20 protein-coding genes are annotated in these 21,046 nt (G+C 42.3%); 10 read left to right on the forward strand and 10 right to left on the reverse strand.

Annotation, left to right across the window (positions count from 1 at the left end; all coding sequences use genetic code 11):
- Positions 1-102 precede the first annotated feature (102 nt).
- Positions 103-744, reverse strand: a complete 642-nt coding sequence (locus MN869_RS04210; RefSeq protein ID WP_241304784.1) for a hemolysin III family protein — start codon at positions 742-744, stop codon at positions 103-105.
- A gap of 101 nt (positions 745-845) precedes the next feature.
- Between MN869_RS04210 and MN869_RS04215 the strand changes: the two genes are divergently transcribed.
- Entirely contained in the window at positions 846-2,063 is a 1,218-nt protein-coding gene (locus MN869_RS04215) for an SAM-dependent methyltransferase (protein WP_241304700.1), read from the forward strand.
- A gap of 17 nt (positions 2,064-2,080) precedes the next feature.
- Positions 2,081-2,503, forward strand: coding sequence for a GNAT family N-acetyltransferase (locus tag MN869_RS04220; protein ID WP_005206135.1), 423 nt, complete (start codon positions 2,081-2,083; stop codon positions 2,501-2,503).
- A 38-nt stretch (positions 2,504-2,541) separates the two neighbouring features.
- On the opposite strand, the gene MN869_RS04225 is transcribed toward MN869_RS04220, so the two are convergent.
- The 5 genes from MN869_RS04225 to MN869_RS04245 all read right to left on the reverse strand — a co-directional run bounded on the left by MN869_RS04225 (position 2,542) and on the right by MN869_RS04245 (position 7,641).
- Positions 2,542-2,778, reverse strand: a complete 237-nt coding sequence (locus MN869_RS04225) for a hypothetical protein (protein WP_005206134.1) — start codon at positions 2,776-2,778, stop codon at positions 2,542-2,544.
- A 199-nt stretch (positions 2,779-2,977) separates the two neighbouring features.
- Positions 2,978-3,832 carry a patatin family protein gene (locus tag MN869_RS04230; protein ID WP_241304701.1) on the reverse strand — a complete coding sequence of 285 codons (855 nt, stop codon included), beginning with the start codon at positions 3,830-3,832 and terminating at the stop codon, positions 2,978-2,980.
- Positions 3,833-3,898: 66 nt separating this feature from the next.
- Positions 3,899-4,123 carry a hypothetical protein gene (locus MN869_RS04235; RefSeq protein ID WP_005206131.1) on the reverse strand — a complete coding sequence of 75 codons (225 nt, stop codon included), beginning with the start codon at positions 4,121-4,123 and terminating at the stop codon, positions 3,899-3,901.
- Positions 4,124-4,289: 166 nt separating this feature from the next.
- Positions 4,290-6,425: a 3-hydroxyacyl-CoA dehydrogenase NAD-binding domain-containing protein gene (locus MN869_RS04240; protein ID WP_241304702.1), complete on the reverse strand. Its 2,136-nt coding sequence runs from the start codon at positions 6,423-6,425 to the stop codon at positions 4,290-4,292.
- A 10-nt stretch (positions 6,426-6,435) separates the two neighbouring features.
- Positions 6,436-7,641 carry an acetyl-CoA C-acetyltransferase gene (locus tag MN869_RS04245; RefSeq protein ID WP_159886554.1) on the reverse strand — a complete coding sequence of 402 codons (1,206 nt, stop codon included), beginning with the start codon at positions 7,639-7,641 and terminating at the stop codon, positions 6,436-6,438.
- 226 nt (positions 7,642-7,867) lie between these two features.
- Here MN869_RS04245 and MN869_RS04250 point away from each other — a divergent pair, with 226 nt between their 5' ends.
- The 3 genes from MN869_RS04250 (at position 7,868) to MN869_RS04260 (ending at position 10,064) form a co-directional block, all read left to right on the forward strand.
- The gene (locus MN869_RS04250; protein WP_241304703.1) at positions 7,868-8,965 is read left to right on the forward strand and encodes an agmatine deiminase family protein; all 1,098 of its coding nucleotides are present in this window, start codon (positions 7,868-7,870) and stop codon (positions 8,963-8,965) included.
- Between the two features lie 83 nt (positions 8,966-9,048).
- Entirely contained in the window at positions 9,049-9,591 is a 543-nt protein-coding gene (locus MN869_RS04255) for an AAA family ATPase (protein ID WP_241304704.1), read from the forward strand.
- Complete coding sequence (locus MN869_RS04260) at positions 9,588-10,064, forward strand: NUDIX domain-containing protein (RefSeq protein WP_241304705.1); 477 nt, start codon at positions 9,588-9,590, stop codon at positions 10,062-10,064. Before MN869_RS04255 ends, MN869_RS04260 begins: the two co-directional genes overlap by 4 nt.
- Here the strand turns inward: MN869_RS04260 and MN869_RS04265 are convergent.
- Both MN869_RS04265 and MN869_RS04270 read right to left on the reverse strand, forming a co-directional pair.
- A complete protein-coding gene (locus MN869_RS04265) occupies positions 10,025-10,504 on the reverse strand; it encodes a GNAT family N-acetyltransferase (RefSeq protein ID WP_241304706.1) in 480 nt (159 codons plus the stop codon). The genes MN869_RS04260 and MN869_RS04265 overlap by 40 nt on opposite strands.
- 94 nt (positions 10,505-10,598) lie before the next feature.
- The gene (locus tag MN869_RS04270; RefSeq protein WP_004652394.1) at positions 10,599-11,612 is read right to left on the reverse strand and encodes an AraC family transcriptional regulator; all 1,014 of its coding nucleotides are present in this window, start codon (positions 11,610-11,612) and stop codon (positions 10,599-10,601) included.
- Positions 11,613-11,825: 213 nt separating this feature from the next.
- On the opposite strand from MN869_RS04270, the gene MN869_RS04275 reads away from it, so the two are divergent.
- The 5 genes from MN869_RS04275 to MN869_RS04295 all read left to right on the forward strand — a co-directional run bounded on the left by MN869_RS04275 (position 11,826) and on the right by MN869_RS04295 (position 19,216).
- Positions 11,826-12,944 (forward strand): CaiB/BaiF CoA-transferase family protein, encoded by a 1,119-nt coding sequence (locus tag MN869_RS04275; protein WP_241304707.1) that lies wholly within the window; start codon positions 11,826-11,828, stop codon positions 12,942-12,944.
- Positions 12,945-13,088: 144 nt separating this feature from the next.
- Positions 13,089-14,312, forward strand: coding sequence for a carbohydrate porin (locus MN869_RS04280; RefSeq protein ID WP_171061108.1), 1,224 nt, complete (start codon positions 13,089-13,091; stop codon positions 14,310-14,312).
- Positions 14,313-14,456: 144 nt separating this feature from the next.
- The gene (locus MN869_RS04285; RefSeq protein ID WP_004652391.1) at positions 14,457-16,853 is read left to right on the forward strand and encodes a glucose/quinate/shikimate family membrane-bound PQQ-dependent dehydrogenase; all 2,397 of its coding nucleotides are present in this window, start codon (positions 14,457-14,459) and stop codon (positions 16,851-16,853) included.
- A gap of 241 nt (positions 16,854-17,094) precedes the next feature.
- A complete protein-coding gene (locus MN869_RS04290) occupies positions 17,095-18,738 on the forward strand; it encodes a nitrite/sulfite reductase (RefSeq protein WP_004802867.1) in 1,644 nt (547 codons plus the stop codon).
- Positions 18,731-19,216 (forward strand): DUF934 domain-containing protein, encoded by a 486-nt coding sequence (locus MN869_RS04295; protein ID WP_005322540.1) that lies wholly within the window; start codon positions 18,731-18,733, stop codon positions 19,214-19,216. The genes MN869_RS04290 and MN869_RS04295 overlap by 8 nt, the downstream gene beginning before the upstream one ends.
- A gap of 69 nt (positions 19,217-19,285) precedes the next feature.
- Here the strand turns inward: MN869_RS04295 and MN869_RS04300 are convergent, their stop codons facing one another.
- The gene (locus tag MN869_RS04300) at positions 19,286-19,729 is read right to left on the reverse strand and encodes a VOC family protein (protein WP_004652388.1); all 444 of its coding nucleotides are present in this window, start codon (positions 19,727-19,729) and stop codon (positions 19,286-19,288) included.
- A 134-nt stretch (positions 19,730-19,863) separates the two neighbouring features.
- Entirely contained in the window at positions 19,864-21,039 is a 1,176-nt protein-coding gene (locus tag MN869_RS04305; RefSeq protein ID WP_241304708.1) for a thiolase family protein, read from the reverse strand.
- Positions 21,040-21,046 lie beyond the last annotated feature (7 nt).

The raw sequence follows: 21,046 nt of genomic DNA on the forward strand, positions 1-21,046 counted from the left end.
AGACCTTCATGTTATTCATTCAAGAAACAGAATAGCGGTTGTCTTGAAAAATTCCTTTTGAATGTGCAGTTTTACTTCGAAAACTTAATGCTATATATGGACTTATAATACATAACAGTAGATTGCCAAAAAGTGTAATCCTGCGCCTAATAGCACAAAAACATGCCAAATTGCGTGGGTATATCTTACCTTTTTTAAGGCATAAAACAATGTGCCGATGGTATAAGCCAAACCACCTGCAATCAGCAGTTGTACTGCTTCTTTAGACAGATAACGTTGCATATCATCCATCACTAAAACAGCCAGCCAACCCATGACTAAATAGGCAGCTAAAGAAATTTTTTGGAAACGATGAATGAATACCAGTTTGAACAGAGTACCGATCAGGGCAATGGCCCATAAGGCGATCAGCAAGTAATGTGCCTTGGCAGTTGGAATGGCAATACTGAGAAACGGGGTATAAGTGCCTGCAATCAGATAGTAAATCGCGGTATGATCCAGTTTTTTATACCAATAGCGTTTACGTTCATCTTGGGCAAAGTGATACAGCATGGAACTACTGAGCAACAGTACCAAGCTAAAACCATAGACCCATAAACTGATCCATTGTCCTAAAGGCAGGCCATAGCCTTTGATGATCAAAAAGATTGAGGCAATTAAAGCCAATACTGCGCCAGCGCCGTGACTATAGGCATTAATCAGTTCTTCTTTGGGGTCATAGTCCAGCAATGTGTTTGTGTTCATCAAGCGATCTGGTTGCATAAAAATACAACTGTATCGTAATGCAATTTCCCTTTTAAAGTAAGACGCTTTAAAATTTAGTTTCTATTTGTCAGGTTTTCATTATGTTTGCGCCGAATTTTTCTTTTGAACAAGAACAGCAGTTTTTCTTGGATATCCAGCAATCTATTGAAAGTAAAAGCTTTGATCGTCTGATTTTGAGTCAGTACAAGGGCGAAATAGCGCAACTAGAAAAGATGACATTTCGTGTGATTGAACTACAGGGACAGGCAAACTTGTCTTGCTTATACCATCACACTACACAAGACATCACTAAAAATTATAGTATTGCCGAAGGTTTGGAAAAGATTGCTGAGTTATTGAGTCTGTCTAAGCAAGCCAATCTCTTTAGTGCTGAACAAGATGTTCAACTGAAGAAAAATAAGAAGAAAGCCATGTTGAACACTCAGAAGAAACAAGTATCTACCGACAAAGTAGGGCAACAGCAGCACGATCGTGAAAAGCAGCGTTATGTACAACAGCAAAGTCCATTTTTAAAGCATCTTGGCATTACCGATGAAAAAGGACAAATCGTTCCAAGTATGGCGCGTAAGTGGAAGCAAATTAATAAATTTATTGAAATTTTTTCGCATGCCTATGAACAGATTGACGCTTCACAGCAAGAATTGAATATTGTCGATTTTGGTTCAGGTAAGGGCTATTTAACTTTTGCCTTATATGACTATTTGCAGGCGCAGCAGAAAACACCGTTAATTACGGGGGTTGAACTGCGTTCGAATCTGGTTGAGTTTTGTCAGAATGTGGCTGATCAAACGGGTTTTAGTCATCTGGATTTTTTTGAAGGGGATGTGCGTAGCTATCAGCCAGAAAAGTTAGATGTGATGATTGCATTGCATGCCTGTGATATTGCGACTGACTTTGCCATTCATACTGGTATTCGTCTGAATGCATCGATGATTATGTGCGCACCGTGTTGCCATAAGGAACTCCGTCCACAGCTACAAAGTCCAGAGGTGTTACAGCCGATGTTGCAATTCGGCATTCATGCAGGACAACAGGCTGAAATGTTGACCGATACTTTGCGTGCGTTACTACTTAAAGCCTATGGTTATGAAACCAAAGTTTTTGAGTTTGTGTCTTTGGAACATACTAGTAAGAATAAAATGATTTTGGCGACGAAACGAAAGGATGTTCAACAACCTGATGCAAAAATCATGCAGCAAATCCAAGCGTTGAAAACCATGTATGGGATTGAAAAACAGAGTCTGGAATTATTATTGCAAGATCAGATGCCAGTCGAGAATATTGGCTGTAAGTGTTAATTAAAACAGAGAAAACGATGTACCAAGTCAAACAGGGAAATTGGGATCAATTACAGCAAGATGCGAAATTGATCCGAACATTGGTTTTTATTCAGGAACAAGGTATTGCTGAAGCGGATGAGTGGGATGAGCAAGATGCGATCTCACAACACTTTGTTATCTATGATCAGGATCAGCCGATTGCTACAGGACGATTATTACAAAATAATAGTGTGGGGCGCGTTGCTGTGCTTAAGGCCTATCGAGGGCAAGGTCTTGGTCAAATGATCATGCTGGATATTATTGCCTTTGCGAAGCAGCAGGAACGTGCATTCCTGCATTTGTCTTCACAAGTCCATGCGATGTCATTTTATCAGCAGCTTGGTTTTGTGGTGCAAGGGGATGAATATGATGAATGTGGCATCCCTCATATTGAAATGCGGATGCCACATCTACAGTAAATTCAGAATGAAGTGAATGAGCTTGAATTGGACTGAGTTTATGGCTGTTGCTGAGTTTGGGCAGCCACTTCAGAACTCGCTGAAGAGCTATTTTGAGCATGTTCCTGTTGTTGCGCTTTACGCTGTGCACCTGGCATATAATCCGGTTCTTGGGTCATGGCCAAATAGAAAAAGCTTAAAAAGATCGTGCTAAGCACACCGACAATAATGACAAATTTCCATCCCAATACCGTTTCTTCATTTGAATCTTTTTTTGGGGATGGTTGATTATTCATAATAAATTCCAAAAATAACAAAAACAAAACTAGATTTTGCGCCTTTTGAGGCTGATTTGCCAAGTAGGAATATGGAATTGATGATAAGAAATTGGTTCATGCTTTGGATAGGGACGCGTAGACCGAAGATGCTGCCATCGTTGAACTAAGAAAAAACGCTTCGCTATCCAAAGGAAAATTGGATGTGTTTGTATAAGAATTAAAGCTTGTTCCAGTCTTCAATTGCCTTTAAACCTGTTTCTATTCCTACATCATAGCTATAGCGTATCTTGGCTTTATTCTTTGAAAGACGACCTGCCATATTTTTTAAATCAGGGGGGCAAACTTCCAAGATTTTCTGACCAGAGGCTGAGCGGGTAAATTCGACAGCATCGTTATAACGTTGAGTCCGCGTTAATAAACTTTGTGCAAAACCACGCTGTTGTTTAAACAGGTATTTGGCAAGGAACTGATCACCTTTACTGGTGGCTTTATAATATTTTTTTGGACGAGTTCTGAGTACCATTAACTTGAAAACATCATGCTGTTGCGCTGCCCAATGCACGGGTAAGGCATCTGCAACACCGCCATCAAAATAAGGCTCACCGAAGACTTCAACCGCTTGACGCGTTAAGACTGGAATTGAACTTGATGCTCTTAAGCCATCAAGGATATTGTCCTTAGATGCTTTGATATAGGTGGCTTCACCTGAGATGGCATGGGTCAATACCATATAAAATTCAGGATGATTGGCAAATAGATGAGCTTGATTGAGCGGATGCTCTTGTTCTACCACATCCCACATCCATTTTAAGTCCAGCAAGTCACCACCTTTGAAAAAGCGACCATATTGGATAAATTCAGTGCGAAGCGAATGATCTAAATAGATTTGTAGGGTACGACCTTGTTGTGCTGCAAGGTAATTGGCGACATTGGTTGAACCAGAAGAGACACCAACGCAGAGATCAAAGGGATTAAATTGTTGCTGTAAAAATGCATCTAAGACACCGCTGGTGAATGCACCGCGCATTCCACCGCCTTCAACGACCAGTGCCTGACGATTTTGTTGAAGCATTGAAAATCTCGAATATCATGATAAACCCATGTTTTACACAGATTTATCATGTTCGGCAATAACACTTTAGTGATTGTGTTGATGTGCTTCCGTTGCCCCTGTTTCTGTTGTCACTGATGATTGTGACATTTCAGCCGGTGTAGCCGCTTTCTTTTGATTCATTGGCATATAATCTGGTTCATTATTAATAGCCAAGTAGAAAATCACCATAAACAGTACGCTGAGAATTGTGGTGATAATTAATGCTTTCCAGCCCCAAGGCGAAGTTTCTGGGCAGAGTTTTTCAGACATAAGAAATTTCCAAATGATGCAAAAAAATAAAGCAGAATTACCAAACTTATAGCATAAATTGTGATGCATTACTCAGATGTTTTGCTGTGATTTTGTCGATCGCATAAAAAAGCCCGTATAGACAAGGAGTTCCATACGGGCCTTAATCGGCTTGGTTAAATCAAGATTATTGAATCACAGTATTTTGCTGTGCTTTTTCTTTCAATAATTTTGGCGGCGTAAAACGCTCACCATATTGTGCCGCCAGTTGCTCGGCGCGTTGTAAGGATTTTTGAATGCCATTTTGATTCAGGAATTGAATGGCACCACCCGTCCAAGGGGCAAAGCCAATCCCGAATATCGAACCGACATTGGCATCAATCACAGATTCTAAAACGCCTTCTTCATAGCAGCGTAAAGTATCCAGTGCTTGTACAAACAGGAAACGATCAATCATGTCCTGCTCAGAAATACTATTGTCTTTCTGCCAGCGGCTGAGCCCATCCCATAAATGCTTTTTGCCATTTTCAGGGTAGTCATAGAAACCTGCACCTGCAGCCTTACCTTTACGATTCAGCTCATGAATCATGGTGTGCACCACGTCATCCACTGGGGTTTTCGGTAAATCTTTACCTTCTGCTTGCAGAGCTTTACGGGTTTCTGCTGCAACATGTTCAGTTAAGGTTAGAGAGACTTCATCCTGAATCGCCAGTGGGCCAACCGGCATACCTGCTTTGAGTGCTGCCATTTCAATTTTGGCTGGATGCACACCTTCTGCAAGTAGACGCATCCCTTCTTGAATGAAAGTACCAAACACGCGGCTGGTGAAGAAGCCACGGCTGTCATTCACGACAATTGGGGTTTTGGCAATTTGCTGAACAAAGTCGTAAGCCTTCGCTAATGTATCAGCAGAAGTCTGTTTACCTTTGATAATTTCAACCAATTGCATTTTATCGACTGGACTAAAGAAATGTAGTCCAATGAACTTTTGAGCATCTTTACTCGCCGTCGCCAAACCTGTGATAGGTAGGGTAGAGGTATTCGATGCAAAGATTCCACCTTCAGCCAAATATTGTTCAGCTTCTTGCGTCACTTTGGCTTTCAGTTCTTGGTTCTCAAATACTGCTTCGATGATCAGGTCACAGCCTTGCAAGTCTGCCGCATTTGCCGTTGCAGTAATCAGTGCCAACACCTGATCACGCTTTTCTGCGGTCATACGACCTTGTGAAACACGTTTATCCAAAAGTTTCTGTGAATAAGCTTTGCCTTTTTCTGCGTTTTCAACAGAGACATCTTTCAGGATCACAGGGATGCCTTTGATTGCCGTCGAATACGCGATACCCGCACCCATCATGCCCGCACCTAACACACCCACTTTAGTCGCTTGCCATTTTGCAACATCCGCAGGGCGACTTGCGCCAGACTTGATTGCATTGAGACCATGCCAGAAAGTACCGATCATATTTTTAGAAATCTGACCGACCGTGAGTTGCGTAAAGTAACGTGATTCGATACGCAAAGCGGTATCAACATCAACCTGTGCACCTTCTACTGCTGCCGCCATGATCGCTTCAGGCGCAGGGTAACAGCCTTTGGTTTTATCACGTAGCATCGCAGGGGCAATCGCAAGTACTTGTGCCACCGCAGGCGTTTTCGGATCGCCACCTGGAATCTTGTAGCCTTTAACATCAAAAGGTTGCTGTGACTTTGGATTGGCTTTGACCCAAGCAATGGCTTTGTCTAACAGTTCTTGTTCGTTCTCAGCGGTGTCATGTACCAAACCCAGTGATTTTGCTTTATCTACCCCAAATTGCTTACCTTCCATCAGGAATGGAAACGCATTTTGTAAGCCAAGTAAACGTACCATACGCACGATACCACCACCGCCTGGCAGCAAGCCTAAGGTCACTTCAGGCAAACCAAATTTGGTTTTTGGATCATTGATGGCAATACGGTAATGACAGCCTAAAGCAATTTCCCAACCGCCACCGAGCGCCGTACCATTTAAGGCAGCGACAACAGGTACACCTAAAGTTTCAATTGCACGTAAGTCACCTTTGAGTTCCTCAATCATTTTGAAAAAATCAGTGGCATGTTCAGGTTGAACTTGAATCAGCTCATCCAAGTCACCACCGGCAAAGAAAGTTTTCTTGGCAGAACGGAAAATAATACCTTTTAGATCCGTTTCTGTTTTAAGCTTTTGGCTGACGTCATTGAGTGAATCACGGAATTCTGCATTCATGGTATTGGCAGACTGACCAGATGAATCAAGGGTAAGAATTACAATATTGTCAGCGTTTTTTTCGTATTTAATAGCGCTCATGTTGTGCTCCTTACACCAACTCAATAATGGTGGCGATCCCCATTCCACCACCGACACATAATGTGGCTAGGCCACGTTTTTTGCCTTGACGTTCTAACTCGTCTAACAAAGTTCCTAAAATCATGGCACCCGTTGCACCCAATGGATGACCCATCGCAATTGCACCGCCGTTAACATTGACTTTCTCAGCTGGAACGTTGAGTTCATTGATAAAACGCATCACCACGGCCGCAAAGGCTTCATTGACTTCAAACAGGTCAATATCATCAATCGTTAGGCCAGCTTTGGCTAGGGCTTTACGTGCAGCAGGCGCAGGACCTGTCAGCATGATGGTCGGGTCTGTACCCACCAATGCAGTTGCAAGTACTTTGGCGCGTGGTTTTAAACCTTGTTCTTTGACTGCTTTTTCAGAAGCCAATAACACCACAGCAGCACCATCAACGATGCCTGATGAGTTACCTGCATGATGGACATGATTAATTTTTTGTGCTTCTGGATATTTCTGTAGCGCAACCGCATCGAAGCCCATTTGTCCCATCATTTCAAAGCTGGCATTCAGTTTTGCCAAGCCTTCAACGGTGGTAGCACCTCGAATAAATTCATCTTTTTCTAAGATCAGTACACCCGAATGATCTTTAACAGGAACGACGGATTTATCGAAATAACCTTTGGCCTGTGCTGCCGCTGCTTTTTGTTGTGAGCCGACTGCAAACGTATCGACATCTTCGCGGCTATAGCCGTCTAAAGTGGCAATCAAATCTGCACCAACACCTTGTGGTACAAAAGAAGATTTTAAGTTGGTTTCAGGATCAAGTGCCCAAGGGCCGCCATCAGAGCCCATCGGGATGCGTGACATGGACTCCACACCGCCTGCGACAACGATATCTTCCCAACCAGAGCGGACTTTTTGTGCTGCCAAATTGACTGCTTCCAAACCAGATGCACAGAAACGGTTGATTTGCACACCAGCAACATCATCATTCCAACCTGCTGCAATGGCCGCAGTTTTAGCAATATCACCGCCTTGGTCTGCAATCGGGGTAACACAACCTAAAACGATGTCATCCACTTTTGACGTATCAAGTTGATGGCGTTGTTGTAATTCATTCAGTAATGATGTGAGTAAAGTAATCGGTTTGACTTCATGCAGTGAGCCGTCTTTTTTCCCTTTTCCGCGTGGTGTGCGAATGGCATCAATAATGTAGGCCTCGCTCATAGTTTTTCCTTGTATCACCTTAAAATTGTTGTTTATCGAGTGTACTCAATTTAAGTGTCAGTGCAATGATGATAAACATTGGCAAGTTTGATGCTTTTCGCCAATTTGATAGATTGCGTGAGTGATCAGGCCAAGCGTTAATTTTGGTATTCTTTGACATGTCTTGCGAGATCTTCGATTAGACTAGTATTTGGAAATGATTGATAGAAAAGATGGGCGAAAGCACATGATAAAACGAATGCGTCACTATGCTGCCATGGCATTGATCTTGTCACTTTTTGGATGTGATTCATCTGGACGGAATATTGAAAATAACAAAGCAATCGAGGATAAAAACAAGGTGAGCCAAACCTATTCAAATCAAGTCGCTGACGACAGAATGTTATTGGTGTTGTCTGCGCCTTCTGTACATGATCCGTATTACAAATCCGCTTTTCAACGAATTGTAGATTTTCAGATTGATTATGCAAAATCGATTTTGGGCAATGATAATGTCGTGATTTTAGTAGATGAGGATACCAAGCCTTATTTCACGGGCAAATTGCCTGAAGATATCTTACTGGTAGATGATGTCCGTGATATTTGGATGCGTGACTTCACCACGGTCAATCCAATGCAGCCTGTGCAATTTACCTATACTTGGGCCTCAATGACCAAGAAACAAAGTAAAGATGTGCAAAAAAGTTTTAATCAATTTGCTGACCGATATCAAATTCAAAGAGCCAAAACTGATTTGATGATTGATGGGGGGAACCTCGTTGATGACTATGCGGGTCGTGTCATTACCACAACACGTTTCATGCAAGATAATGAGCTTAGCTATAACGAGGCCAAACAAGAGTTAAAAGCTACGCTGGGTGCAACCGAAGTTGCCATTTTAGAACCAGATGAAGAAGTACTGGCGCATTCAGATGGTATGGTCAGTTGGGTGGATAAAAATACATTGCTTGTGAATGACTATTCAAAAACACCATCATTTAGAACAACCGTAATGAATGAGTTAAAAGCTTCTTTTCCAACTGCAAAAATTGTGGAAGTGCCTGTTGAATATAAGACCAATCCAAAAGGGCAATGGGAAGGGTTTGAGTCGGCATGCGGTGTGAATTTGAATGCCACGGTCACACATCACAATATTTATGTGCCAACCTTTAATATGCCGCATGATCAAAAAGCACTCACGACCATCAAGCAAAACACCTCTAAGAAAGTCATTCCTGTGAATGCTGAAAGTGTTTGTCCAATGGGCGGTAGCGTGCGTTGCCTCACTTGGCAGGTGACAGGGGACAATGCTGTGAAACTTATTCAAGCGGCGAGAGATAAGTAATTGATTTATAACTTGCATCGGCTGGTTCACAAGCCGATGCAAGTTGTTTAAGCTCACCTGCCTTTTTATTGTGCTCATAACAAATGAAGTTCATTAATATTATTGGTACCACAGGTTCGGGTAAATCGACACTAGCCCGACAGTTGGCGCAAAAACAACAATTACAATATATCGAACTGGATAATTTACTTTGGCTGGATGATTGGCAAGAATCGGCCAATGAAGCCTTGTTTTTGAAGCTAAAAATCGCCATGAAAAATGCTACAGCAGGGTGGGTCATTGATGGTCTTTATACCCGCACTACTCCAATGATGATGGAGAAAGTAGATACCGTCATCTGGTTAGATTATGCCTTTCACATCAATTTATATCGTTTGACCAAGCGTACATTCGGGCGTGTGATCAGTCGGAAAAAGTTATGGGAAGATTCAAATAATCAGGAAAGTTTAAAATTGATGCTGTCCAAAGAATCTATTTTTATCTGGTTAATTAAATCCTATCCAAAAAACCGAAAAAAATACTTAGCTTTGATGCAGAATCCTGACTATCAGCATATTCGGTTTATTCGTTTAACCTCTCCACAACAAGCAGAAAAATTTTTAGAACAGATTAAGGCCATGCAATGACGTCTATTCGAGCAAAAGCGTTATGCCTATTTCGTCATAATGATAAGGTGTTACTTGCAAAAGCGTATGATCCCAACAAGGATGAATATTTTTTCAGACCGATCGGTGGTGGTATCGAGTTTGGGGAAACATCTATTCAGGCAATTGAAAGAGAGGTCTTGGAAGAAATTCAGCAGCAGCTGACACAGCCTAAACTTATCTGCGTCATGGAAAATCTATTTAGCTTTGATGGGCAGCAAGGCCATGAAATTGTGTTTGTATATGATGCTGAATTTATAGACCCACATATCTATAAGCAACACCACATACAGGGTTGTGAACCCAATGGACATAGCTATATCGCACAGTGGCTGAGTCGAGAACAAATCGCACTCACTCAATATCCTGTTTATCCAAAAGGCATTGAGCAATGGCTATTCAATGCGAGATCATCTCAAGTTGAGTTTATGGACTCATTCGATAAATCTAAATGAAAGAATTGGTTATAGGGTGATTCGGTATATTCTGCGAAAGCTGCACCTTCAACAAAACCAAATTTTTTATAAAGTTTGATTGCTGCATCAAAATGAACGTCTTTTCCTGTTTCTAAACTGACTTTTTGATAGTGACGTTGCTGGGCAAGTTCTAGTAAGTATTCCAGTAACTGTGCTGCGACCCCTTGACGCAAATGGGCGGGATGAGTCCGCATAGACTTGATTTCTGCATGGTCGGGTGTCAGTTCTTGGATTGCGCCACAGCCCAGTAACTCATCATCGTTCCACAGGGTATAGACGCTAATGGAATCTTTTTGCAGGCTACTGAGGTCTAATGCAAAACTATGTTCAAGTGGGGTATTTTGATGCAGGCCATGCAAGTGGAGATAAATCAAATTTTGTACTTGTGGGTGAGAAAAGTCAGCTTTTTTAATGGTCATTGTTATTCAAGCAAATTGTAGGGGGCTGCTTGATTATTAGCATATTTAAAATGCAGTGTTCAACTATATAAAGTTGAACACTGCATTGTCGTTATTAGTTGTGATGGCCATGCAACTGACGATATAAACCAGGAGTCACACCTGTCCATTTCTTAAAGGCACGGTGGAAAGTACTGGTTTCACTAAAGCCGACTTGTTGTGCTACATCTTCAAGAGTGAGATTTGGCGTCAACAATAAATGAATCGCAGCATCACGACGCAAGGCATCTTTAACACCTTGATAGCTTTTACCTTCGGCAGCTAAACGACGACGCAAAGTTTGTGGTGATAAATACAACATTGCGGCAACATCATTGAGTGTCGGCATTTCTTCACCAATCTGGCTCTTCAATACATCACGAATACGTGAAGTCAACGAATTGGTATTTTTGAATTTCACTAGAAGCTGGGCAGGTGCTGCTTTTAAGAATTCTTCTAAGGTCTTTTCATCTTGACGGATTGGGAGATCTAAATAATCCGCAGCAAAGGTAATCTCTGTGCGTGGCGCATCGAATTGCATCACAGGTGCAAAGAACAATGCATCGTATTCATCAGCATGATTAGGACGTTCATAACCGAAATGCACACGCTCTAAAGGTAGGCGACGTTCAATTAACCATGATGCTAGACCGTGCCAGATCATCAGCATGCTTTCAGTAATGAAATGATCAGGATCTAAAGCTTTAGGAATGTGTGGGACTAAACGTGCTTCATGTTTGTCACGTTCTAAGCTTACCGACCATTCATCTCCAAACAGTTTGTAGAATTGAGAGGAGAGTTCCAGTGCCTGTCCAAGTGTTTTGGAGTGGATGATTAATTGACACATGATTGCGAATGTACCCAAGCGACGTGGCTGTACATCGAAGCCAACGTGTTCGTCTTGAGTAACCATCCATAACATTTTTACAAAACGGGTGTACTGCTCAGGAGAGATTCGAGCCTTTGGTTGGCGAAGCAGTTCAGCCTCTATGCCGACATGTGAAAGTAACGTTTCAACGTCCATGCCTAGGCGTTTAACACCTGTTAAAGCCGCATTCACGAAGTGGATGCTGATCGTATCACGGCTCATATTGAATCCTTCAGTTTCTTTACTATTCACGATAATTGACCTAAATAACCGTCTAAAATATCAAATTGGGCAATTGACAAGAAAAATAATTGCGCTCTGTATACATGTTAAATTGCCGAAACTATCAAGGTAAATGGCTGAACATGACATTGTTTTTGTGTTTATCCACACCTAGTATAAAAGAAAATTTGAACAAATTGAGTAAAAATTATTATGCCATCTGCACTAAAGGGATTGAAAGTCCTCGATTTTTCGACTTTATTACCAGGGCCATTTGCCAGTATGTACCTTGCCGACATGGGTGCAGAAGTTATACATGTGGAATCACCGACTCGTCCAGACCTTGTACGGATTATGCCACCCTATGCCAATGGTCAGGCCACTGCACACAGTTATCTGAATCGGAATAAACAGTCGATTGCACTTGACCTCAAAGATGCAGCCAATATTGAACTGATCAAAAATAAAATCTCTGAGTTCGATATCGTGCTTGAACAGTTCCGTCCAGATGTGATGCGCCGTTTGGGCTTGGACTATGAGACTTTAGCGGAGATTAATCCACGACTTATCTATTGTTCGATTACTGGTTATGGTCAAACAGGGGCTTATAAAGATCGTGCAGGACACGACATTAACTATTTAGCGTTGGCAGGCGTGTCTGGGCATAGTGGTCGTCAAGATGGTGGACCGCCACCCTTGGGAATCCAAATTGCAGATGTGGCAGGTGGTTCCTTGCACGCAGTGATTGGTATTCTTGCTGCTGTGGTCGAGCGTCAACGCAGTGGTCTGGGTCAATATCTTGATATTTCGATGACCGATTGTGTGGCGAGTCTGAATAGTATGGCTGCTTCTGCAAGTCTGGCAGGGAAAACGCCACAAGCACCCGAGGCGGGAATGCTGAATGGTGCAAGCTTCTATGATTATTATCAAACCAAAGATGGTCGCTATTTTTCAGTGGGAAGTTTAGAGCCACAATTTATGACAGGCTTGGCTGCAGCGTTAGAATTACCTGTACTCCTTGCAAAAGGAACATCGTTTGACCCAGAAGATCGTCAAGCGGTAAAGCAAGCCTTGCGGGAAAAGTTTAAAACACAAGACTTTGCAGAATGGCAGCATCTGTTCCAAAGCTTAGATATTTGTGTTGAACCTGTACTCAGTCTGGATGAAGCGTTGGTCTCGCCAATGGCTCAACAAAGAGGCTGGGTGGTTGATGTGCCAGTATCGGAAAATGCATCACAAACTGAGCCACAGTTGGCCTGTCCGATCAAGTTTTCCCGTTCGCAAATGAAGTATGCCTTTATCGGTCAGGGTTTGGGTGAGGGTAAATGGTAGAAAATATGTGCGACTAATCACTGATTGTTAAAATATTGTACAGATTGTTAACATTTTGAATAAGTTGTAATTTAAAAATGAGAGTAACCTTTTATACACAATAACATAAAAGGTTACGTAAACATGACAATCTCTAAGTCTTTGATTGTTTCTTGTTTATCCGTTCTATCATTGAGTCTTTTCACACAACATACTCAAGCAGCATCTTCCGCATTTGACCCAAATGGTCAATGGCTGTTTGGTGATTGGAACGGTCAACGCACTGCGTTGCAAGAACAGGGTTACAAATTTTCTGCTGATTACACAGGTGAATTTGCAGGGGTTTTAGATTCTAAACAATACTCAAGCCACGGCAGTGAATTCACTGGACAATTGGCGTTGGGTACAAACTTCGACCTAAATAAAATTTTAGGTTGGCAAGATACTGAGGCGCAGATCACGGTGACATACCGTGATGGGCAGTCTTTGTCACAAACCGCAGATGGCTTACAAGGTCACCAAAGTTCTGTACAAGAAGTTTGGGGGCGTGGTCAAACTTGGCGCTTAACCGACCTCTGGATCAAAAAGAAATTTTTAGATCAAGCTTTAGATATTAAAGTGGGTCGTTTCGGTGAAGGTGAAGATTTCAACAGTTTTAACTGTGATTTCCAGAACTTATCACTATGTGGTTCTCAAGTGGGCAACTGGGTTGGTGACCAATGGTACAACTGGCCTGTGAGCCAATGGGCATTGCGTGTCAAATATAACCTACAGCCAGATCTTTATGCACAAATCGGGGCATATGAATATAACCCTGAGAACTTACAGCGCGGCAAAGGTTTTAACCTAAGTACCGATGGCTCTCGTGGTGCGATTATTCCAGCAGAAGTGGTCTGGAATCCTAAACTGGGTGCACTTGCTTTGCCAGGTGAATACCGTTTTGGTTATTACTACAGTACAGCGGATGCCGCAGAAATCGAGAATCCTGCCAAGACTGGACATAAACAAGGCGGTTGGTTTACTGCGAAACAACAGTTGACTCGTCATGATGGTCAGTCAGATCGTGGTTTAACTGGCTTTGTCAATGTCACAGTGCATGATTCTAAAACCAATGCCATTAAAGACATGCAAAATGTTGGATTGGTCTATAAAGGTTTATTGGATCAACGTCCTCAAGATGAAATTGCTTTAGGTGTTGCTCGTATTCACGCCAATGACAAAAACAATAGTCTATTGGATGAAGAATATAACACTGAGTTGTATTACGGCATTCATGCCACCAACTGGCTCACCATCCGTCCAAATATTCAATATGTCCACCATGTCGGTGCATTGAAGGATGGGGATAAGACCTGGGTGGGCGGTATTAAGTTCCAAACCATTTTCTAATTTTGATACTCGAGCAATTTTGCAGACGCAGTTCATACGATGGGCGATATCTGCAAAGTTCTTGTTGTGATTTGAACTCGACCATAAAAAGAGACTTTTCTTGCTTTTTATGGATCTAAAATATAAAAGATGCAAGGTGATCTTATGAATCAATCTGCTTCAAAATCTGGGCTTAGAACTTTGACGGTGGTGATTATCGCCCTCATTGCATTGTTCTTGCTCGTTGGCGGTATCTGGCTCGCAGCAATTGGCGGGTCTTTTTATTATGTGATTGCGGGCGTGCTGTTGCTCATTGTAGCAGTACAACTTTATAAACGTGCCTCAGGTCCTTTATGGGTTTATGCGGCATTGATGTTAGGTAGTGTGGTTTGGGGTGTCTGGGAAGTTGGGACCGACTTCTGGGCACTGGCACCACGTCTTGATATCCTTGGCATCTTAGGTTTGTGGTTACTCATTCCAGCGGTGACGCGTGGGATTGATAACCTCACTTCAAGTAAAGTGGCATTGTCATCGACTTTAGCCATTGCAATTGTGGTGATGGTGTACTCGATCTTTAATGATCCACAAGAAATTAATGGTGTGATTCAAACGCCACAGCCAGCACAAGCGAAAGCCGTGGATGGCATTGCCCCCGAAGATTGGCCGGCATATGGTCGTAGTCAGGGCGGTGAACGTTATTCTCCATTGACACAGATCAACGATAAAAACGTCAAAGATCTCAAAGTGGCTTGGACATTACGTACTGGTGATTTCCGAACTGAAAATGATTCGGGTGAAACCACCAACCAAGTAACACCAATCAAGATCGGCAATAACATGTTTATGTGTACACCACATCAACATTTAATTTCGATTGACCCTGCGACAGGTAAGGAAAAATGGCGTTTTGATCCTAAGCTCAAAACCGATAAAACCTTCCAGCATTTAACTTGTCGTGGTGTGATGTACTACGATGCTGCTAATACCACTGAATTTGCAACCAGTTTACAGGCGAAAAAGTCGACCTCAACCGAGTGTCCGCGTAAAGTCTTTGTTCCTGTAAATGACGGTCGTTTAGTTGCAGTTAATGCAGATACAGGTAAAGCATGTTCTGACTTTGGTCAAAATGGTGAAGTGAATTTACAAGAATTCATGCCATATGCATATCCAGGTGGTTATAACCCAACATCTCCGGGTGTGGTTTCTGGTACCACTGTAGTGATTGCAGGTTCTGTAACAGATAACCATTCGAATAAAGAGCCATCAGGTGTGATTCGTGGTTATGACGTGAACACAGGTAAATTATTATGGGTGTTTGATACAGGCGCAGCTGATCCAAATGCAATGCCAGGTCAAGATACTCAATTTGTGCATAATTCACCAAACGCATGGGCGCCACTTGCCTATGATTCAAAACTAGATATCGTCTATGTCCCAACAGGTGTGGGTACACCAGATATCTGGGGTGGAGACCGTACTGAGTTGAAAGAGCGTTATGCGAACTCAATGCTAGCGATCAATGCAACGACAGGTAAACTGGTATGGCACTTCCAAACCACACACCACGATTTGTGGGATATGGATGTACCATCACAACCGTCATTGGCCGATATTCAAGATAAATCAGGTCAAACGGTTCCAGCGATTTATGTATTGACTAAAACAGGCAATGCCTTTGTTTTAGACCGTCGTAATGGTCAGCCAATTGTACCAATTACCGAGAAACCTGTTCCGCAAACTGTGAAATGGGGCCCACAAACCAAAGGTGAGTTCTACTCAAAAACTCAACCATTCTCTGACTTTGATTTAGCACCAAAAGATAAATTAACCGATAAAGACATGTGGGGTGCCACCATGTTTGATCAGTTGATGTGTCGTGTGAAATTTAAACGTCTGAATTACGATGGTATCTATACACCACCTTCTGAAAATGGAACCTTGGTATTCCCAGGGAACTTAGGGGTGTTTGAGTGGGGCGGGATGTCGGTGAATGCTGATCGTCAGGTCGCAGTCATGAACCCGATTGGCTTGCCATTCGTGAGTCGTTTAATTCCAGCAGATCCAAACCGTCAACCTGTAGCACGTGGTGCGGGGACTGAGCAGGGCATGCAACCGATGTATGGTACGCCATACGGTGTTGATATCAGTCCGTTCCTATCTCCATTGGGTTTACCATGTAAACAACCAGGCTGGGGCTTTGTTGCGGGTGTGGACTTAAAAACACATGAAGTGGTATGGAAAAAACGTATTGGTACCATTCGTGATAGCTTGCCAACACTATTCCAGTTACCACCAGTGAAAATTGGTGTGCCAGGTTTAGGCGGTTCGATTTCGACTGCGGGTAATGTAATGTTTGTCGGTGCGACACAAGATAATTACATCCGTGCCTTTAATGTTTCAAATGGTGATAAGTTGTGGGAAGCACGTTTACCTGCGGGTGGACAAGCAACACCAATGACTTATGAAGCCAATGGCAAACAATATGTGGTGATTATGGCCGGTGGACATGGTTCATTCGGTACCAAAATGGGTGATTATCTCGTTGCGTATGCTTTACCTTAAATCCCTCCCAACCTCCCTTTATGAAAGGGAGGAGTTCTCTAATTTAATCCTTGCGCCACTATAATCGTGGCTCAGGGTGAGGGGAGATTAAAAGTCCAGATTTATCTGGGCTTTTTCTTTTTGTGGCAATTAGATAGGCTTATCAATAAAACCGTTATTAAATATGCAAAAAAAGCATTTTGTTGATGAATAAAAGCTCGCTATGCTAGTCGCCTTTATAATGAATGACTAGCCATACGCCATGTATTTATATACGGATTTCGATCAACAACTGATTAACCAACGTGTTGCTCAGTTTCGCGATCAAACAGAACGCTATTTAGCTGGAAAATTAACAGAAGACGAATATCGTCCATTACGTTTGCAAAATGGTCTGTACGTGCAACGTTATGCACCTATGCTCCGTATCGCTGTGCCGTATGGCTTGATGAATACCAAACAACTCAGAAAAATTGCTGAAATTGCGACAGAGTACGATCGTGGTTATGCGCACGTTTCAACCCGTCAAAATATTCAGTTGAACTGGCCTGCATTGGAAAATGTACCTGACATTCTAGCTGAGCTAGCAACAGTACAAATGCACGCTGTACAAACTTCAGGTAACTGTATCCGTAATACTACCACTGACCAGTTTGCTGGTGTGGTTGCGGGTGAGATTGCTGACCCACGTCCGACCTGTGAATTGATTCGTCAGTGGAGTACGTTTCACCCTGAATTTGCTTTCTTACCGCGTAAGTTCAAAATCGCGGTGTCTGCTTTAGAAGAAAAAGACCGTGCTGCAACAGCATTCCACGATATTGGTGTTTATCTAGTACGCAATGACGCGGGCGAGATGGGCTATAAAATCATGGTCGGTGGTGGTCTAGGCCGTACCCCGATTATTGGTAGTGTGATTCGTGAGTTTCTACCACGTGAAGATCTAATTGCTTATTTAGAAGCGACATTACGTGTTTATAACTTACATGGCCGTCGTGATAACAAATATAAAGCGCGTATCAAAATTTTGGTGAAAGCTTTGACACCAGAAGTGTTTGCACAAAAAGTGGAAGCTGAATTTGAGCACACGCGTGAAACATTGAAGATTCAACCTGAAATCTTGAAAAAATTAGATGAAGAATTTACCCCATTTGATTATCAAGATTTAGAAGATCAGGACTTCACCGACTTATTCGCTGCACATCCGAAATTCAAACAGTGGTTTAACGTCAATACCAATGCACATAAAGTGAAAGGTTATCGGATTGTTACGATTTCTTTGAAACGTGCGGGTATTGCACCAGGTGATGTCACCAGTGAAGAAATGAACTTAATTGCGGATTTGGCCGATAAATATACTTTCGGTGAGTTCCGTACCACGCACGAACAGAACATTTCATTGGTCGATGTGCCGCAGAAAGATCTATTTGAATTGTGGCAAACGCTTGAACACAGCGACATGGCACGTGCACATATCGGCTTTATTACCGATATTATCTGCTGCCCGGGTGGTGATTTCTGTTCATTGGCCAATGCCAAATCGATTCCAATTTCAGAAGCGATCAGTCGTCGTTTTGATGACCTAGACACTATTTATAATCTGGGTGAACTTGATCTGAATATTTCGGGTTGTATGAATGCCTGTGGTCATCACCATGTCGGTAACATCGGTATTTTGGGTGTCGATAAGAAAGGTGCTGAGTTCTATCAAATCACTTTAGGTGGTCATGCCGATCATGATGCATCACTCGGTGATATCTTAGGACCTTCTTTTGCCGCTGAAGTTGTACCAGATGTGATTGATGAAATCTTGAATACTTACCTTGACTTACGTACAGAAGGTGAGCGTTTTATCGATACCTATCGCCGTGTTGGGATTCAACCATTTAAGGAGCGTGCTTATGCTTAATACAACGCTACAAGTGCTGTTTAAAGATGGCACGATTGCTGACAATAGCTATCAAGTGATTGCTGAAGATGGAGCGATTCCACAAGGTGATGTGGTTGTAACAGCTGAACAGTTGGATCAATTGGCAAAGGTGCAAGGCAAAAAGGCGCTTTACATTACGGTGAATGATTCACCTGAAACCCATCAATTTCCATTGAATGAGCTAGATGCCATTTTTATTGAATTTGCTGGTTTTAATGATGGCCGTGGTTACTCATTTGCTGCCTTATTGCGTCGCCAAGGGTATCAAGGTGAATTACGTGCAGTCGGTGATATATTTAAGGATGTTTTAAACTATTTAAAACGTTCTGGCTTTGATACTTTTGTCGTCAAAGAAGGGAAAGATATTCATGAAGCTGCTGCTGGGCTTCAAGATTTTACCAATCCTTATCAAGCATCGACTGCTGTACCACAAGCAAGCTATCAAACTGGCGCATAAGCAGATTGAAACAAAAAAAGCTGAACTAAGGTTCAGCTTTTTTTGTTTTAATTGCTAAGTTCACAATGATTATTCATCTAACTGACAATTGATCATCCATTTGATTCCAAACTGATCGGTGAATGCGCCATAGAGCGCACCCCAGAAGGTTTTTTCTAAGGGCATTTCAATTTGGCCATTTGCAGACAAGGCATTGAATAATCGTTGTGCTTCGTCTTGTTCATCTGGATCAAGATTAATTGAAATATAGTGGTTGTTACCTTGGGTAAATACGCTATTTTGAGCGCAGAATTGATCATTAACATCTGATGCCATCAATACGGTAAATTCATTGATGGGTAGGGATACATGTAAAACCAAGTTTTTATCAGCTTCTGAAAGGCTGACACCTTCAGTAGGTGGCATATCGCCATAACGGCTGAGCATGGCAAATTCGCCACCAAACACAGATTTATAAAAATTGAATGCTTGTTCTGTTTGTCCTTTAAAATTTAGATAATGATTGAGTTGCATATGGGACTCCTTGTTGTTTTTTTATACACAGCATAACTTATCGATATTTTGACTATAGGTGCATTATTTTTTGTAATCTTAAAAATAAAAAATCCTGCATCAAGCAGGATTCTTTTGAACAGATTGAAAAATATTTAGATCAATTCAATCGCAACAGCTGTCGCTTCACCACCACCGATACACAAGGCTGCAACACCTTTCTTACCACCAGTGCGTTTAAGCGCGTGAATCAATGTCAGGATGATACGAGAACCAGTAGAACCAACAGGGTGACCTAGAGCACAAGCACCACCATTAATATTGACTTTTTCAGCATCTAATTTGAAATCATCGATTGGGCACATGGTTACCATGGCAAATGCTTCATTGATTTCCCATAGATCTACGTCTTGCGCATCCCAGCCTGCCTTTTTCAATACTTTTTCAATTGCACCGACAGGGGCAATCGTAAATTCAGATGGGTGTTGAGAATTTGACGCAGTTGCAAGAATCTTTGCCAAAGGTTGTAAACCACGTTGTGCAGCAACATCACTTGAGGTTAATACCAATGCTGATGCACCATCAGAAATTGAACTTGCGTTCGCAGCAGTAATCGTACCATCTTTTGCAAATGCTGGTTTTAATGATGGGATTTTATCGATTTTTGCACTTAATGGTTGTTCGTCTTGATCAACAACCACATCACCTTTACGGGTAGAAACTGTTACAGGAACGATTTCATCTTTGAAGTAACCTTCAGTAATCGCCTTTTGTGCACGCTGCAAAGAACGGATGGCAAAGTCATCCATCTGTTCACGGGTATAGCTACGTTTATTCGCCATATCTTGGGCAAATGAACCCATTAAACGACCAGTTTCAGCATCTTCCAAACCATCAAGGAACATATGATCCTTAATTTCACCATGACCCATACGGTAGCCAGCACGTGCTTTTGGTAATACATATGGTGCATTGGTCATTGATTCCATACCACCTGCAACCACGATCTCTGCACTCCCTGCTTTAATCATATCTGCTGCTTGCATCACCGCTTTCATGCCAGAACCACACAATTTGTTAATGGTCACTGCACTGGTAGAGTCTGGTAAGCCCGCTTTACGCATTGCTTGGCGCGCAGGGCCTTGTTTTAAGCCTGCAGGTAAAACACAACCCATGATTACTTCTTCTACATCAGTCGGTTGCAGGCCAGAACGGGCAATTGCTTCTTTAATGGTAACTGCACCTAATTCTGGCGCTGTAACACCAGATAATGCACCTTGGAAGCCGCCCATTGCTGTACGAGCGCCATTAACGATTACGATATCAGTCATGATGTGT

It is taken from the genome of Acinetobacter sp. NIPH1876 (assembly GCF_022808535.1).
Taxonomy (GTDB): domain Bacteria; phylum Pseudomonadota; class Gammaproteobacteria; order Pseudomonadales; family Moraxellaceae; genus Acinetobacter; species Acinetobacter higginsii.